This window comes from Nonomuraea sp. MTCD27, assembly GCF_041950495.1.
In the GTDB taxonomy this organism is placed as follows: Bacteria; Actinomycetota; Actinomycetes; order Streptosporangiales; family Streptosporangiaceae; genus Nonomuraea.
The window spans coordinates 65701-79763 of record NZ_JBGNUW010000024.1 but is presented as its reverse complement, the minus strand read 5'-3'; the positions used below and the strand labels follow the sequence as shown (position 1 = coordinate 79763).

The window sequence follows — 14063 nt, the reverse complement described above, 5'->3', positions numbered from 1 at the left end:
GATTTGCCGCCATGACGGGTATCAGGCTCACGATGGCCGCCCTGGGGGCCACCGCTCTGACGTTGACCGCCGCCCCCGCCGCCCTGGCAGCGGAGGCCGGGATCACCGACGAGGTGACGATGACCCTAGGCAAGGACGGCACCCTGCACGTGGTCGAGAAGATCAGCGGGGCATCGGGAGAGCTCAAGCGGACGTTCATCACCCGGACGCGCTACGACGACACCACCGACCGCGTCTACCAGATCGCGAACGTCAAGGGCGGCACGCTCGCGGGCGACGTGCTCACCGTGACGGGCCAGACCGTCGAGTACGACGTCAAGGGCGCGGTGACGACCTCGGGCGGCGTCGAGGAGCTGCGCTGGTTCGCGGTGAACGGCTGGAACCAGCAGGTGGCCAAGGCCACGGTCAAGGTGGAGGGCCCGGGGCAGGTGCAGAACCTCTCCTGCTTCGCCGGCGAGCTCACCTCGGCCATCGGCTGCACCTCGGCCTCCATGGACCACTCGGCCACGCAGGCCGACTTCGAGCAGGAGAACATCGCCCCCGGCCAGGCCCTGACCGTGGTCGTCGGATACCCGAAGGGCTCCAGCGGCGGCAAGCCCATCCTGGAGAAGCGCTTCTCCCTGGCCGCCGCGTTCACCCTCGACACCGTCACCGGCGGCGCCCTGGCCGGCCTGCTGGTGCTGCTGCTCGGCGGGGTCGCCCTGCTCTACTGGACGCGCGGCCGCGACGCCAGGGTCGTCGGCCACGAGAGCGGCGCGGTGGACCCGGTGCAGAACGGGCACTTCGCCCCGCCCGACGGGGTGCGGCCGGGGCAGATCGGCACGCTGGTGGACGAGCAGGCCGACGTGGTCGACGTGACCGCCACCATCGTGGACCTGGCGGTCCGCGGCTACCTGCGGATCGACGAGCAGTCGCGGCAGACGTACGACGCCCCCGACTGGATGCTCGTCCGGCTGCCGAACGCCCCCGTCAACGCGCTCCTGCCGTACGAGCACGCCCTCTACGACGCCATCTTCGACGGCCGGGACGCGGTGCTGCTGTCCCAGCTCTCCGGCTCGTTCGCGGCCCACCTGGGCAAGGTGCGCGACGCGCTGTACGCCGACGTGGTCAGGCAGGGCTGGTTCGCCCGCCGGCCCGACACCGAGCGCACCAGGTGGACCACGATCGGCGTGGTGCTCATCGGCGTGGGGCTGCTGGCCACGGTGGCGCTGGCCTGGTTCACCACGTACGGGCTGCTCGGCCTGGCCGTGGTCATCGCGGGCGGCGCGCTGGCCGTCGGCGGCCAGTACATGCCGGCCAAGACCGCCAAGGGCTCGGCGGCGATGGCGCACACGATGGGCTTCCGCCAGTACCTGTTCTCCGGGGAGCTGGGCGACGTGCCCGAGCAGCACCGGGTGGAGCTGTTCTCCCGCTACCTGCCCTACGCCGTGATCTTCGACGGGGTCGAGCACTGGTCGCGGGTGGTGGCCTCGGTCACGGGCAACGGCCACCAGTCCGACAACCTGTACTGGTATCACGGGCCGGCGGAGTGGGACCTGTCCAAGTTCGCCGGGTCGATGCGCACGTTCACCACGACGACCTCCGGCGCCATCTCCGCCACCCGCCAGTTCCGTACCCTCTAGCGGATCCTCAGCTCGCCGACGGGCCGCCCGCCGCCCAGCACCGCGGGGGCGCCCAGCTCGGCCAGCTCGGGCGCGTCCAGGCCCAGCGAGCGCAGCCCGGCCACGGTGACGGGCACGCGGGCGCGCGGGGAGCCGTCCTCGACCTTGACGGTGCCCGCGCGGCCGTCCTCGAACACGAACGCGTCGAACCCGTCCGCCCCGGCCTTCAGCATCAGGCCGGGCAGCGCCCGCATGAGCTTGGCCTCGGGCCGGTCGGTGCCGGAGGTCCACTCGGGATAGGCGCGCATGGCGTCGAAGATCTTGCGCTCGTACGAGTCCTCCGACGACATCGGGAACGCCCGGAACGCCTTGGTCACCCCCAGCATCGACACGAAGAACAGCGGCGCCCCGCACCCGTCCACGCCGGAGGCGGCGACCCGCTCCCCGGTCAGCTCCTCCACCGTCTCGCGGATCGCGCGCTGGAGCGGGTGCGCCGGCTCCAGGTACGTGGTCAGCGGCCAGTCGTTCAGCACACAGGTGGCCAGCATGGCGGCGTGCTTGCCGGAGCAGTTCATGTACACGCGCCCGCGCTCGGTCACCGAGCGGTCGAACGGGTAGTCCTCGGGGCACAGCAGCGCCGACTCCTCCAGCCCCGCGCCCGCCAGGATCTTCCGCACACCGTCCACGTGGAAGGGCTCGCCGGAGTGCGAGGCGCAGGCCAGCGCGAGCAGCTCGTCCTCCAGCCGCAGACCGGCCCGCAGCATGCCGAGCGCCTGCAGCGGCTTCATCGACGACCGTGGCGAGGCCGGGACGTGCACCGCCCCCCTGGCCTCCACCGGGCGTCCCTCCGCGTCCACGGTCAGCAGGCGAGCCTGATGCGTGGACTCCACGAACCCGGATCGGACAACTTCCACAATCATCGACATTTCACATCCCCTTTCGACACGAGTGTATGGACGGTTTCACCTGGTCCAGAATGGGATCCCATGCGAGCAGTCGTACAGAGAGTCAGTTCCGCGTCGGTCGAGGTCGAGGGACGCACGGTCGGGGCCGTCACCGAGCCCGGCCTGCTGGTCCTGGTGGGGGTCACGCACACCGACACGCGCGCCGAGGCCGCCAAGCTGGCCGCGAAGCTGTGGGGGCTGCGGATCCTGCACGGCGAGAAGTCCTGCTCCGACGTGTCGGCGCCGCTCCTGGTGATCAGCCAGTTCACCCTGTACGGCGACGCGCGCAAGGGCCGCCGGCCCACCTGGCAGGCGGCGGCCCCCGGCCCGGTCGCCGAGCCGCTGGTGGATGCCGTGGTGGCGGAGCTGCGGGCCCTGGGGGCGCACGTCGAGACGGGCGTCTTCGGCGCCGACATGAAGGTGTCGCTGGTCAACGACGGCCCGATCACGCTCGTCCTGGACGTGTGACGGCGTGACCGGCCGCCGCGGTGTCGCCGCGGTGTCCCCTGACGGACGCGGCGGCTTCGCTAGCGGATGCGGCGGCGCAGCGACGGGTCGATGCTGACGTTGCGGCCGGCGTCCGGGGGCACGACGACCTCCTGCGCGGCGGCCACCCCGCCGGCCAGCAGCGGCGCGTCCACCGGCACCGTACGCTTGATCACGGCCAGCGCGATCGGCCCGAGCTCGTGGTGCCGGGCCGCCGAGCCGACCACCCCGACCTCCTGGCTCTCGAAGATCACCGGATCGCCGTGCACGGGAAGCGTGTCCACGCTGCCGTCGAGGTGCAGGAACACCAGGCGGCGCGGCGGATGCCCCAGGTTGTGCACCCGGGCCACCGTCTCCTGCCCGCGGTAGCACCCCTTGCTGAGGTGCACGGCCGCGCCGATCCAGCCCACCTCGTGGGGGATCGTCTTGTGGTCGGTCTCGAAGCCGAGCCGGGGGTGGTGCGCCTCGATCCGCAGCGCTTCGTAGGCCCACAGCCCCGCCAGAGGCCTGCCCAGGTGCTCGGCCAGCTCGGCGCGCGGCACCAGGAAGTCCTCCGTGGCCGTGGAGAGCACGGCCAGCTCGTCGACGCGGGACACCTCCACGCGCATCATGAACCGCATGCGGTCGAGATAGTCGATCAGGCTCTGCGCGGTGCCCGGCTCGACGTGGGCCAGCACGCTCTCACCGTCGTCGACCAGCGTCAGGTGGTGCTGCACGCGGCCCTGGAGGTCGAGGTCGAGGGTCTGGGTCCACCCGCCCGGTTGCAGCGTGTCGAGCTTCTGCGAGGTGAGGTCGTTGAGCCATTTCAGCCGGTCCGCGCCGGAGATGCGGACCACCTCGCGGTTGCTTCGGTCGACGACCGCCTCTCCCTTGGCCAGCGCGCGCTGCTCGGCGAACAGGTCGCCATAGTGCGCGGCTACGTCGGAGTCCGGGGCGTCCGCCTGGACCGCGCCGGGGAGGTCGAGCAGAGGGCTACGCATGCCATCCAGGCTATCCGCACCCGCCCGGCTCTCCGCACCCGCTCCCGCCCCGTGAAGGACGCGGTCGCCGCTCCGCGGTCCGCAGGGTGAGCCCGCGCTCAAGCCGCATGTGCGGGGGGCGGGACTAGCGGCAGTCGCGGCACCGGCCGAAGACGGTCAGGTGGTGGACGTCGGCGACGAACCCCAGCTCCTCGTCGAGCCCTCGCACCAGCCCTTCGGCCAGCTCCGGCCGCACCTCGAACACCTCGTCGCAACCCCGGCACACCAGGTGCACGTGGTCGGCCTCGGCGGCCAGGTGGTAGGTCGGCGCCCCGTGCCCGAGGTGGGTGTGGGTGACCATGCCGAGCTCTTCGAGCAGCTCCAGCGTCCGGTAGACGGTCGAGATGTTCACCCCTCGGGCCGTCTCGCGGACCTTGACGCAGATCTCCTCGGGGGTGGCGTGCTCCAGCGCCTTGACCGCCTCCAGGACGAGCTGGCGCTGCGGGGTGACCCGGTAGCCCTTGGCGCGGAGTTCCTCATGCCACTGCGTCTCCGTCATGCCCTGAGTCTAGGCGAGGTGTCCCCGGGCCTGGGGCGGACCGCGGAACGCGGCCGGAGGACCGCTCGCTGATATTCACTTGCCCGTTTCGCGGAGAAGCGCATAGCTTCTTGGGTACGCGGAAAGGAGGTGGTCCGAATAATGGTTAGTCATAGTCGGGCTAGCGAGGTGGTTGTCCGCTGACGTCGCGGACTGTTGTCTCGTGCCGTTGAGCGAAAACGAGGCAACCACCGGGGCCCCTGGCAGCCGGAGGGCGGGATGTGCATCCCGACCATGGTCCATCCGGCCCGCCCGCGCCGCGGGCGGAGTGATGCCCGGGGCCCTCTTCAATTTCCGGTGTCCGCGCCTCTCAGTGCTCGCCGCGGATCGGCAGGCCGAGCTTCCCGCACGCCTCGCGATAGAGCATCACCACGGCCTTGCGCACCTGCGCCCGCTCGGTGATCGTCTCGCCCCAGGGCACCCGCACCCGCTCCCCGCCGTCGATCGTGAACGTGATCGCCTCGGCGTCGACGTCGGTCGTCACGGCGGTCTTCGCCTCCGGCCGCCCGCCGAGCCCGCGCACGATGATCAGCGCGTCGTCGGAGTGGTCGTCGTTCATGTGGCGCTTGATCGCCTCGACGGCGTCAGCGGAGAAAGGCGTGCTCATAACGGCTCAAGCTACCTTCTTCAGCTCCGCCGACATGTGGTCGGTCAGCGGGTGCCCGACGGCCGCCATCTCGTAGGCCCACATGAGGTTGCCGTTGACCAGGCCGTAGAGGCGGTGGCCCGCGGTGTACTCCTTGGCCGAGGCGGTGCGCGCCACCACGTCCGTACGCAGCTCGATCTTGTGGAAGACGACCTCGCCGATGTAGATCTCCACGATCCCCGTGGGGTGGGAGAGCACGACCTCGACCTGCCGGTCGGGCTGCGGGCGCCAGTAGCCCGACTCCGTCGCCAGCGGCCTGACCCGGTTGCCGGCCTCGTCGAGCAGCCACGTGCGGCTCACGTAGGTCAGGAACGGCTTGCCGTTGTGCCCGAACTCGATCTCCTGGCCGAAGTTGAAGCTCTCGATCGTCGGGTAGCCGCCCACGCCGGCGCCTTCCCACCGCCCCAGCAGGAACGCGATCGGCTCCAGGTCGGGGTGCACCTCAGGTTCTTCCATGGTCCTCAAGAGTAGTGGCGCCGGGAGCGTTAGGGTGGCGAGCATGGCACGATCACTGGTGATCAAGGTTACGGCCGGGGCCGACGCCCCCGAGCGCTGCAACCAGGCATTCACGGTCGCGGCCGCCGCGCTCGCGAGCGGCGTATCCGTCTCCCTCTGGCTGACCGGCGAGTCCTCGTGGTTCGCGCTCCCGGGGCGGGCCAAGGAGTTCAGCCTGCCGCACGCCGCGCCGCTCACCGACCTGCTCGACGCCGTGCTGGCCGCGGGCCGGGTGACGCTCTGCACCCAGTGCGCGGCCCGCAGGAACATCACCGTGGACGATCTCATCGACGGCGTCCGCATCGCGGGCGCGCCGGCGTTCGTCGAGGAAGCGGTCGCCGAAGGCGCCCAGGCCCTGGTCTACTGACCCCGGCCCGGCGGGTCACGCGCCTTTGTCGTCCTACGCCGCGGTGACCGGCGCCTCGCCGGTCTCCAGCAGCGTCTTCAGGCTGGACAGGAGCTCGGGCCAGCCCTCGCTGACCGCCTTGCGCACGGCGCTGCCCGGCTCGAACCCGCTGTGCACGACGGTCAGTTTGACCATCTGCCCGGCCTGCTCGATCTCGAAGGTCACGGTGGACCTGGGCTCCGCCGCCGCCTCGGCGAGCTGCTCGGCGCCCCAGCCGACGGACTCGCCGAACTCCGGCGTGAAGGTGTGCCAGGAGTAGGCCAGGCGGCGGTGCGGCTCGGACTCGAGCACCACCTGCTCGGGGTCCGCCATCGTGACTCCCAGCTGCTTCCAGGTCACCGCGGAGCCCACCTTCCAGTCGGACTCCAGCTCGACCCCCCAGTAGCGCTTGGTCCAGGCGGGGTCGGTCAGCGCCTGCCAGAGGCGCTCGGGGGTGGTGCGGATGTAGGTGGTGTAGACGAAGTCGTTGTTCGGCTGGTCCATGAGGTGCTCCTCCAATGCCGTCTTCAGGTCGGCCAGGGCGCCGGTGCGGTGGCGGTCGTACTGGTTGATCCAGCGCTCGGCGATGGCGTTGATCGGGACGGCGTTGAGGTAGTGCAGCTTCTCGCGCCCGCTCCGCACGGTGGTCACCAGGTTGGCCTCCTCCAGCACGGCCAGGTGCTTGCTGACCGACTGCCGGGCCATGTCCAGCCCGGCGCACAGCTCGCGCAGGGTCTGCCCGTTGCGGGCGTTGAGGCTGTCGAGCAGCCTGCGGCGACTGGGGTCCGCCAGCGCCTTGAACACCTCGTCCATGTACCGCCATCCCAATATGCAGCCGGTTGGCTGCCTGTTTGTACAGTAGGCAGCCAGACGGCTGCATGTCAAACCCGCCGCAGGGGCGGAGTGTCTCGTCGCAGCCGACCGGAGGTGGCGGTCAGTGTTGCAGGACGGTCGCCAGGCGTTCCTGGCGCAGGGCCTCGTAGCGGGAGTCGTCGAGCGGCGCCAGCTCCCCGGCGCGCCAGGACAGCAGCAGGTCGGCCAGCGCCGGGTTGCGCGCCAGGGCGGGCCCGTGGAGATAGGTGCCCACCACGTGGCCGGCGTAGCAGCCCTCGAAGCCGTCGCCGTTGCCCACGCCCGTGATCGTCTTCGACAGCGGCCTGACGCCCGGCCCGAGGTGGGTGACGCCCATGTGGTTCTCGAAGCCGGTCAGCGTGGGCAGGTTGAGCGCGGCGTCCACCTCGGCCACCAGCTCGCCGACCGCTCGCGCGGGACCGCGCGAGCTGGCGATGTCGAGCAGGCCGATGCCGTCGACCGGCTGGCCCTCCTCGCCGCCGAACGTGCTGCCCATGATCTGGTATCCGGCGCACACCGCGAGCATGGCCGCCCCGCGGGCGATGGCGCGGTGCAGGCCGCCGTCCCTGCGCAGCCGCTCGGCGGCCAGGATCTGCGGCCGGTCCTCGCCGCCGCCGATCAGGTAGATGTCGCCGGTCTCGGGGACCGGGTCGGCCGAGCGTACGTGGATGGTCTCCGTCTCGATCCCCCGGCGCTGCGCGCGCTGCTCCAGGACGAGGACGTTGCCCTGGTCACCGTAGGTGCTCAGCAGGTCAGGGTAGATCCAGACGATGCGCAGGGCGCTGTCAGACGGCACGACCGAACTCCGATCGGATCTGCTGGAAGGCGGTGTAGTTGGCGATCACGTCGACCCGGCCGGGCGGCTGCATGGCCAGCGCCTCCGTGAACGTGCCGCACAGGCTGAACGGCACGTCGGCCACGTCGAGCCGGAGCGCCAGGTCGAGGCGGCGCTCACCCGTGACGAAGACGGGGCGCCCGCGCAGGATGCGGTAGTCGACGTCCCACAACCACGAGGTGTCGCGGCCGTCGGGGCCCTGCGCGTTGACCGAGAGGATGATCGGGAACTGCGGGTCGGCGACGTCGAACGCCTCCAGCCAGCCCGCCGGGTTCTTCGCCAGCAGCAGCCGGGCGTGCCGGCCGTCACGCTCGACGGTGGTGTAGCGGCCCGCCACCGAGGTGACCTCGCGCAGCCGGGGCAGCGCCCGCTCCACCGGCACCCCGAACGCCTCCGCCACCGCCAGCGCCATCACCGCGTTGGAGCGGTTGGCCTGGCCGGGAAGCTGGATGTCGAGCAGCCACCGCTGCCCGCGCGGGTCGACGGCCGCGTCGTCGTCGACCGCCCACTGCGGCTCGGGCCGGTGGAACGTGCACTCCCGGCACGCCCAGTCGGCGTCCTTGCGGTCGAGCGGGCCGCCGCACTCGGGGCAGCACCAGGAGTCTTCCTTCCACCGCTGCCCGCCGGCGACCCAGGTGACCTTGGCGGCCGTGGAGGCGCCCCAGGTGACGAGGGGGTCGTCGCAGTTGGCGATGACATGCGTGGGCTTGCCGGACAGGGCCCTGCGCCACTTCTGGGCCAGCAGCCAGATCTCGGCCGCGCGGTCCATCTGGTCGCGGCTGAGGTTCATCAGGCAGACGACGCCCGCGCCGGTCGTGTCGAGCACCTCCGGCAGGTATTTCTCGTCCACCTCCAGCACGCCGTAGGGGGCGGCCTTGTGCTGGGAGAGCGCCGAGACGTGGCCGGCGGGCATGTTGGCGCCGAAGGCGTTGGTGGCCACCTCGCCGAGCTCCAGCAGCGCCGAGGTGATCAGCCTGGTCGTGGTGGTCTTGCCGTTGGTCGCACTGACGAGCGCCAGCTTGCGATCGCGGGCCAGCTTGCGCAGGAGGTCCGGCTCTAGCAGCAGGCCGACCCGCCCGCCGATCACCGAGCCGTCACCCCGCCCGGTCATCCTGGACAGCGTTGCGGCACTGCGTCCCAGAGCGCTGGCGAGTTGGGCCCGCAGAGGAAGCTGGGTCATGTGCATGGATCCTAGTCGGCATTGGCCCATACTCAGGTGACGCTCGCGAAAACGCGGCCCGTCACGGAGCGGCCGCCGGCTCGGCGAAGGCGATCTCCGGAGCGCCGCCGTGCTCGAAGGGGAGCACGAAGCGGCGCGGCCACGACAGCACGCCCTCCAGCCACCCGGCTCCCATCGTCTGGCCCACGTGCCTGATCCGGGCCGACGACTCGACGCCGATCGCCACCGTCACGATGTCCCGCTGCACGCTCTCGTTCTCGTCGTCCCCGAGGATCACCCGCCAGGCCAGCGCCCGGTTGTGGTCGACCTCCATCGACAGCGGGTGGTGGCGCAGCGCCTTGGCCCGGTGGCCGAGCAGCTCGGTGTGTACGAGGTCGCCCGCGCCGTTGCCGTTCGGCTGGCGGAACAGGGCGTACTCCATGGGCGGCGCGGGGCTGCGCAGGTTCGGGGCCGGCTGCCCGTACGGGAAGAGCCGGTCCACCTCGTGCAGCCAGCGCACCTGCGGGATGACCCACGACGCCCCCGGCCGCTCGCCGCCGCTGTCGACCGCCGAGAGCAGCCGCGTGGCGGTCTCCGCCGCCTTCTCCGTCAGCAGCGCCGGGTCGAACCAGCTGCGCAGCGACCAGGCGCGCCGCTGCACCGAGCGCTCGACGAGCGTGGCGAGCAGGCACTCCCTGCGCCGCGCCGGCAGGTCGGCCCAGGCGGCCGACAGGGCGCGCGGCACGCCGGGCAGCGGCCGGTTGCTGACGAAGGCCAGCACCACCGTGTCGCACCAGATGCGCAGCCACGCCCAGTCCGGCGCGCCGGCCAGCACGTCCGCCTCGCGCAGCTCCACCAGCGTGCACGCCTGCCCGGTGCGGCACTGCTTGCCGCACGCCGCCGACCGGCGCCCGCGGATGGGCGGCGGCGGGCCGGGCAGCACCTTCTCCCTGGACTCCCCCAGCGGTACGCGGACCCGCAGCGGCCGGTCCATGCCGTCCGCGAACACGGCGGCCGAGCCCGGCTGGAGCGAGACCACGTGGCGGGACTGCTCGTCGCTCAGGTTCATGGCGGCGCCGACGAGCTTCCTGTCGTCCTCGGCGGGCAGCCGGTGCACGACCTTCAGCGCCGTGTTCTTCACCACGTCGGAGACGAGCTTGGTCGGGATCTGCTCGGCCACCACGATGCCCTCGCCGTACGCCCTGATCTCGGCGAGCAGCCCGGCCAGCAGCTCCACCGCGTGGGTGGAGGCCCGGCCGTGCCCCCGGTCGCGCAGCAGCCGGTGCGCCTCCTCGATCACGATGACGTGGCGCAGCCCGGCGGAGCGCTCCTTCCTGGCGCGCATGCGCAGGTGCTCGACGATCCGGATGATCAGCGTGCCCATGAGGAACGCCTTGTCCTCGTCGTTGGCCACGTCCTCGATGGCCAGCACCACGTCGCGCTCCAGCAGGCCGCCGATGTCGGCGGGGTGGCCGCCCTCGAAGAAGCGGCCCGCCGAGCCGACGCGCAGCGAGCGCAGCCGCAGCGAGATGAAGCCCTCGACGTCCGCCTGGACCTCGCGGCCGTAGCCGATCTCCTGGATGACGTCCATGGCGTGCTGCTGGAGCTGTTCGAGGGTGGGGATGCTGGGCGGGACGTTCGAGCCGGGCACCGCGCCGCCGGTGACCACGTCCCAGCCGGTGGCCTCGTAGACGCGCTGCAGGGCCAGCGACATGATCTGCGGGAACGGCTCCTCGGCGTCGAACGCGGCCATGAACAGCGCCCGCACCATGTCGATGTGGGCCTGGACGGGGTAGCCGGGCTCGGGTTCGAGGGGGTTGACGCTGAACGGCACGCCGTCGGGCGCCGACGGGTTGATCACGGTGACGGGGTCCTCGATGCGGCCGGCCATGGCGGCGTACTCGGACTTGGCCGGCTCGATGGCCAGCCACGGGATGCGCGCCCGGCTGAGCTGCTCCAGCAGGTGGCGTACCGTCTGGGACTTGCCCGAGCCGGTCGCCCCCGTGACGAACGCGTGCCGGTTGAGCGTGGCCAGCGGCACCCGGAAGGTGCCGACGCCCCGGTCCTGCCCGTCGAGGATCTCGCCGAGCTCCAGCTCGCCCCCGTCGGCCACCTCGTCGGACTCCGCGGTCACGTCGAAGAAGCCCGAGTCGAGCACGCGCACGCCGGGCACCTCCCGCCGGGGCAGCCCGGCCAGCGCGGCCAGCGCCCCCGCGGTGGCGGCGAACGGCGCGGCGGCGCCGTCGGCCGGGTCCTGCATGGTGATGGCCAGGGCCTCCGACAGGGCGTAGACGGCGCCGTGCGAGCTGCGCAGCCGGTACGGGTGGTGGCTCATCTCGACGGACCCGACGAGCACGGGTGCGATCTGCCGCAGCTCCTCGGCCGTGGCGCCTCCGGCCAGCACGCGTACGTTCCAGAGCCCCGCCTCGCGGAAGGCGTCCAGCTCCTGCATGCGGCGCTCGGCGCGCTCGGCGTCGAAGCGGGAGCGCTCGGAGGCGTCGCCGTACTGCCGCAGCACGTTGAGCTGCGTACGCAGGTGCGCCACCTCGGCGTCCAGCAGGTCCGTCGGCTCGGCGACGACGAGCCACGCGAACGGCCGCGACATGAGCGTCATCAGCGTCGACTCGAACAACGTCGGCCGCCGCAGCTCGTCCGGGTCGAACTCGCGCCCCTTGCTCCCCAGCGGCGGCGCCTGCCGGCCCGGGCACGGCGTCCACACCAGGTCGGCCAGGTCGGCCAGATACTCCTCGTCGAGCTGCACCCCCCGGGCGCCACCGGGGAACAGCAACGGCTGCGGCCCGCTCGGATGGTCGGGCATGTCGGTCGACCGGCGCGGCTGGCGCGGCGGCGACAGCGGCCCGGCGTTGGTGATGAGCTCCAGCGGCGCCCCGGAGCCGCGCGACAGCCAGCCGATGACGAACGGACGATCGCGCTGCGCCGCCGACAGCACCGCGGGAAGCACAGTGACGAAATCCCATTCCGCCGACGAGCTTCGCGAGGGTGCTGCGATCGACTGAATTCGATACCAGGGCCCGCTCAGCGAGACACTCGGCTGCATTTCAATCCCCCACAGACGGTTCTTTGTTAAATTCCGCCAACCGTCAGCTCGTCACCTTGACATTGACCATGTCATTGCCTGCCCTTGCGCCAGTCCAGGCGTGGCGGTGGTGGCCCGAGGTTCGGTGGCGGCTCCGCGTCGCCGTCGCCGTCCCTGGGATCGAGGGCCAGCACGGCCTCGCGCACGTCCTCCAGTTCGCCGAGGGTGGTCTTGGGGAAGGTGAGGATGGCCGGGTTCGCGTCGGCGAGGCGTACGCGGCGGCCCTGGGCGGTGGCGTCCGTGACGATCACGGACGTCGTGGGGAGCTGCTGGAGCTGGTGCGGCTCGACGAGGAACTCGCGCGAGCGCTGCAGCACCCGCTCCTTCTCCGAGATCTTGTCGGCGGTCCTGCCCCACTCGGTGGACTCGGTGATGTCCCCCGCCAGGTCCGCGTGGTTCTCGTCGCGATCCTCCCGCTCGTCGTCGAACTGGGCGATCGTGGAGGTGTAGCCGCCGTCGAGGCCCGGCAGCGAGTCGCTGATCGTCTCGGTGAGCTGGGCCAGCTCCAGGCGGTGCTCGGTGCCGACGTGCTCGCTGGCGACGCGGGCGTCCTCGGCGTTGCCGAGGCGCATGAACGCGACCGCGGCGTGCCCTCTGCCGAGCCGCTCGCGCACGGTCGGCGTCAAAGACCGATAAGTCAGCACAAGGCCGGTACGGGAGGTCTCGCAGGCGTCCATCAGCCGGTCGAGCACGTCGCCCCTGAGCTTGTCCGCCCCGGCCACGATGATCGTGTGGTACCAGGGCCGGTCGGAGGCGGCGGACTGGCGCAGGATGTGGGTCAGGGCGGTGGCCACGTACGTGCCGAGCACCCGGTTGCCGAACACGCCCGCCTGCCGGTCCATGCTCACCACCCGGAGCCGGGCCGGCGGCAGGCGTACGGCCTCGGTGCCGAGCGTCTCCAGCTTGCGCAGCTGCGACTCCAGCGCCCAGGCCCGCTCGATCACCACGCGGTCGCTGACCCCCCGCCCGAACAGCGTGCCGATGCGCTCCAGCTGGGTCGCGGTGATCAGCCCGAACCTCAGGTCGTCGCGCGGGTCGCCCACCTGCGCCAGCGCCCGCAGCGCCGCGGTGACCTGGCTGATCGTGGCGTTCTCCCCGAGCACCTCCAGCACCCGCTCCAGGATCGCGTTGTCGAAGCTGAGGTCGCGGGTGGTGCGGTGCTCCTCGCTCACGCTCACCACGTGCGCCAGCACGTCCGCGAACGCCTCGGGCTTCAGCGTGGCGCCCAGGTCGAGCTTGGGCAGGTCGACGGGCAGCACCCAGACCAGCGGGTCGTCGCCGCCCTTGCGGGCCAGCTCGATGAGGTCCTTGGCGATCGCGCCCTCGGACAGGTCGAGCACGGTCAGGTGGCCACCGCTGTAGAGCCGCGTCGCCCCGAGCAGCGTGACCAGTGCGGACCATCCGGGTAAGGTGCCGCCCGCCACGTCGATGCGGTCGATCTCGTCGGGCACCGCGACGGCGTACCAGGTGAGCTGCCGGTCGTGCCGCTCCTTCGACTCCTGCCACTCCCGGTAGCGCTGGGCGTGCTCCTCCTGGGCCCGGAACAGCTCCTTGTCACGTTCCTGGCGCTGCCGCTCATTCCTGGCCTGCTGCTCCAGCACCCGGTATTTGACCGCCCGGTCCCCCTGCAGCAGCGCGTAGCTGCAGATGCCCGCCACGCCGCCGGCGGCCACGAGCCCGACCAGCGCGAAGGACCAGGCGAGGTAGCCGGACAGGGCGGCCGCGAGGATCAGGACGGTCAGGACCAGCATGAACAGGCGGACGAGCCGCACCGGCCGGTTGAGCATGTCCTCCTGGAGCCGCTCGCGGCGCAACATCTCCAGCTGCGCGGGGTCCTGCTCGGCCGCCGCGGACGGCTCCTCGGCGGGAGAGGGGCGTCTGGGCGGGGGACCGGGGTCGGGATGCAGCAGGATGTACTGCCAGCCCAGGTAGATGCGGTCCGCCTGGAGCTGGGCATGCTCGGGATGCACGTCCGTCACGTGACCCTCCGGCCGCCGATATGTCAT

13 protein-coding genes are annotated in these 14063 nt (G+C 71.7%); 3 read left to right on the top strand and 10 right to left on the bottom strand.

Annotated elements, in window-relative coordinates:
* Positions 1-11 precede the first annotated feature (11 nt).
* Complete coding sequence (locus tag ACBJ59_RS49400) at positions 12-1622, top strand: DUF2207 domain-containing protein (protein WP_375116965.1); 1611 nt, start codon at positions 12-14, stop codon at positions 1620-1622.
* Here the strand turns inward: ACBJ59_RS49400 and ACBJ59_RS49395 are convergent.
* Positions 1619-2527: an asparaginase gene (locus ACBJ59_RS49395; protein ID WP_375116964.1), complete on the bottom strand. Its 909-nt coding sequence runs from the start codon at positions 2525-2527 to the stop codon at positions 1619-1621. The two genes, ACBJ59_RS49400 and ACBJ59_RS49395, sit on opposite strands and share 4 nt — an antisense overlap.
* Positions 2528-2587: 60 nt before the next feature.
* On the opposite strand from ACBJ59_RS49395, the gene dtd reads away from it, so the two are divergent.
* Positions 2588-3013, top strand: a complete 426-nt coding sequence (gene dtd / locus ACBJ59_RS49390; protein WP_375116963.1) for a D-aminoacyl-tRNA deacylase — start codon at positions 2588-2590, stop codon at positions 3011-3013.
* A 59-nt stretch (positions 3014-3072) separates the two neighbouring features.
* Here dtd and ACBJ59_RS49385 read toward each other — a convergent pair whose 3' ends face one another.
* From ACBJ59_RS49385 to ACBJ59_RS49370, 4 genes are all read right to left on the bottom strand, one after another.
* On the bottom strand, positions 3073-4011 hold the full coding sequence (locus ACBJ59_RS49385) for a folate-binding protein (RefSeq protein ID WP_364119800.1): 939 nt from the start codon (positions 4009-4011) through the stop codon (positions 3073-3075).
* Between the two features lie 124 nt (positions 4012-4135).
* Positions 4136-4549 carry a Fur family transcriptional regulator gene (locus ACBJ59_RS49380; protein ID WP_364119802.1) on the bottom strand — a complete coding sequence of 138 codons (414 nt, stop codon included), beginning with the start codon at positions 4547-4549 and terminating at the stop codon, positions 4136-4138.
* Between the two features lie 349 nt (positions 4550-4898).
* Positions 4899-5195: a DUF2470 domain-containing protein gene (locus tag ACBJ59_RS49375; protein WP_375116962.1), complete on the bottom strand. Its 297-nt coding sequence runs from the start codon at positions 5193-5195 to the stop codon at positions 4899-4901.
* 6 nt (positions 5196-5201) lie between these two features.
* On the bottom strand, positions 5202-5690 hold the full coding sequence (locus ACBJ59_RS49370; RefSeq protein WP_347701491.1) for an FABP family protein: 489 nt from the start codon (positions 5688-5690) through the stop codon (positions 5202-5204).
* A 43-nt stretch (positions 5691-5733) separates the two neighbouring features.
* On the opposite strand from ACBJ59_RS49370, the gene ACBJ59_RS49365 reads away from it, so the two are divergent.
* Positions 5734-6096, top strand: coding sequence for a DsrE family protein (locus ACBJ59_RS49365; RefSeq protein ID WP_375116961.1), 363 nt, complete (start codon positions 5734-5736; stop codon positions 6094-6096).
* Between the two features lie 33 nt (positions 6097-6129).
* On the opposite strand, the gene ACBJ59_RS49360 is transcribed toward ACBJ59_RS49365, so the two are convergent.
* The 5 genes from ACBJ59_RS49360 to ACBJ59_RS49340 all read right to left on the bottom strand — a co-directional run bounded on the left by ACBJ59_RS49360 (position 6130) and on the right by ACBJ59_RS49340 (position 14036).
* A complete protein-coding gene (locus ACBJ59_RS49360) occupies positions 6130-6927 on the bottom strand; it encodes an ArsR/SmtB family transcription factor (RefSeq protein WP_375116960.1) in 798 nt (265 codons plus the stop codon).
* A 121-nt stretch (positions 6928-7048) separates the two neighbouring features.
* Entirely contained in the window at positions 7049-7762 is a 714-nt protein-coding gene (locus tag ACBJ59_RS49355; RefSeq protein WP_375116959.1) for a type 1 glutamine amidotransferase, read from the bottom strand.
* Positions 7752-8981 carry a MurT ligase domain-containing protein gene (locus tag ACBJ59_RS49350; RefSeq protein ID WP_375116958.1) on the bottom strand — a complete coding sequence of 410 codons (1230 nt, stop codon included), beginning with the start codon at positions 8979-8981 and terminating at the stop codon, positions 7752-7754. Before ACBJ59_RS49350 ends, ACBJ59_RS49355 begins: the two co-directional genes overlap by 11 nt.
* Before the next feature lie 61 nt (positions 8982-9042).
* The gene (locus ACBJ59_RS49345) at positions 9043-11922 is read right to left on the bottom strand and encodes an ATP-binding protein (RefSeq protein WP_375116957.1); all 2880 of its coding nucleotides are present in this window, start codon (positions 11920-11922) and stop codon (positions 9043-9045) included.
* A 167-nt stretch (positions 11923-12089) separates the two neighbouring features.
* A complete protein-coding gene (locus ACBJ59_RS49340) occupies positions 12090-14036 on the bottom strand; it encodes a hypothetical protein (protein ID WP_375116956.1) in 1947 nt (648 codons plus the stop codon).
* Positions 14037-14063: the final 27 nt, after the last annotated feature.

What these genes read in the sequence shown, in the direction of transcription:
- ACBJ59_RS49395 (WP_375116964.1), bottom strand. Translation starts at nt 2,527, where the DNA reads ATGTCGATGATTGTGGAAGTTGTCCGATCCGGGTTCGTGGAGTCCACG.
- ACBJ59_RS49400 (WP_375116965.1), top strand. Translation starts at nt 12, where the DNA reads ATGACGGGTATCAGGCTCACGATGGCCGCCCTGGGGGCCACCGCTCTG.
- ACBJ59_RS49370 (WP_347701491.1), bottom strand. Translation starts at nt 5,690, where the DNA reads ATGGAAGAACCTGAGGTGCACCCCGACCTGGAGCCGATCGCGTTCCTG.
- ACBJ59_RS49375 (WP_375116962.1), bottom strand. Translation starts at nt 5,195, where the DNA reads ATGAGCACGCCTTTCTCCGCTGACGCCGTCGAGGCGATCAAGCGCCAC.
- ACBJ59_RS49365 (WP_375116961.1), top strand. Translation starts at nt 5,734, where the DNA reads ATGGCACGATCACTGGTGATCAAGGTTACGGCCGGGGCCGACGCCCCC.
- ACBJ59_RS49360 (WP_375116960.1), bottom strand. Translation starts at nt 6,927, where the DNA reads ATGGACGAGGTGTTCAAGGCGCTGGCGGACCCCAGTCGCCGCAGGCTG.
- dtd (WP_375116963.1), top strand. Translation starts at nt 2,588, where the DNA reads ATGCGAGCAGTCGTACAGAGAGTCAGTTCCGCGTCGGTCGAGGTCGAG.
- ACBJ59_RS49385 (WP_364119800.1), bottom strand. Translation starts at nt 4,011, where the DNA reads ATGCGTAGCCCTCTGCTCGACCTCCCCGGCGCGGTCCAGGCGGACGCC.
- ACBJ59_RS49380 (WP_364119802.1), bottom strand. Translation starts at nt 4,549, where the DNA reads ATGACGGAGACGCAGTGGCATGAGGAACTCCGCGCCAAGGGCTACCGG.
- ACBJ59_RS49350 (WP_375116958.1), bottom strand. Translation starts at nt 8,981, where the DNA reads ATGACCCAGCTTCCTCTGCGGGCCCAACTCGCCAGCGCTCTGGGACGC.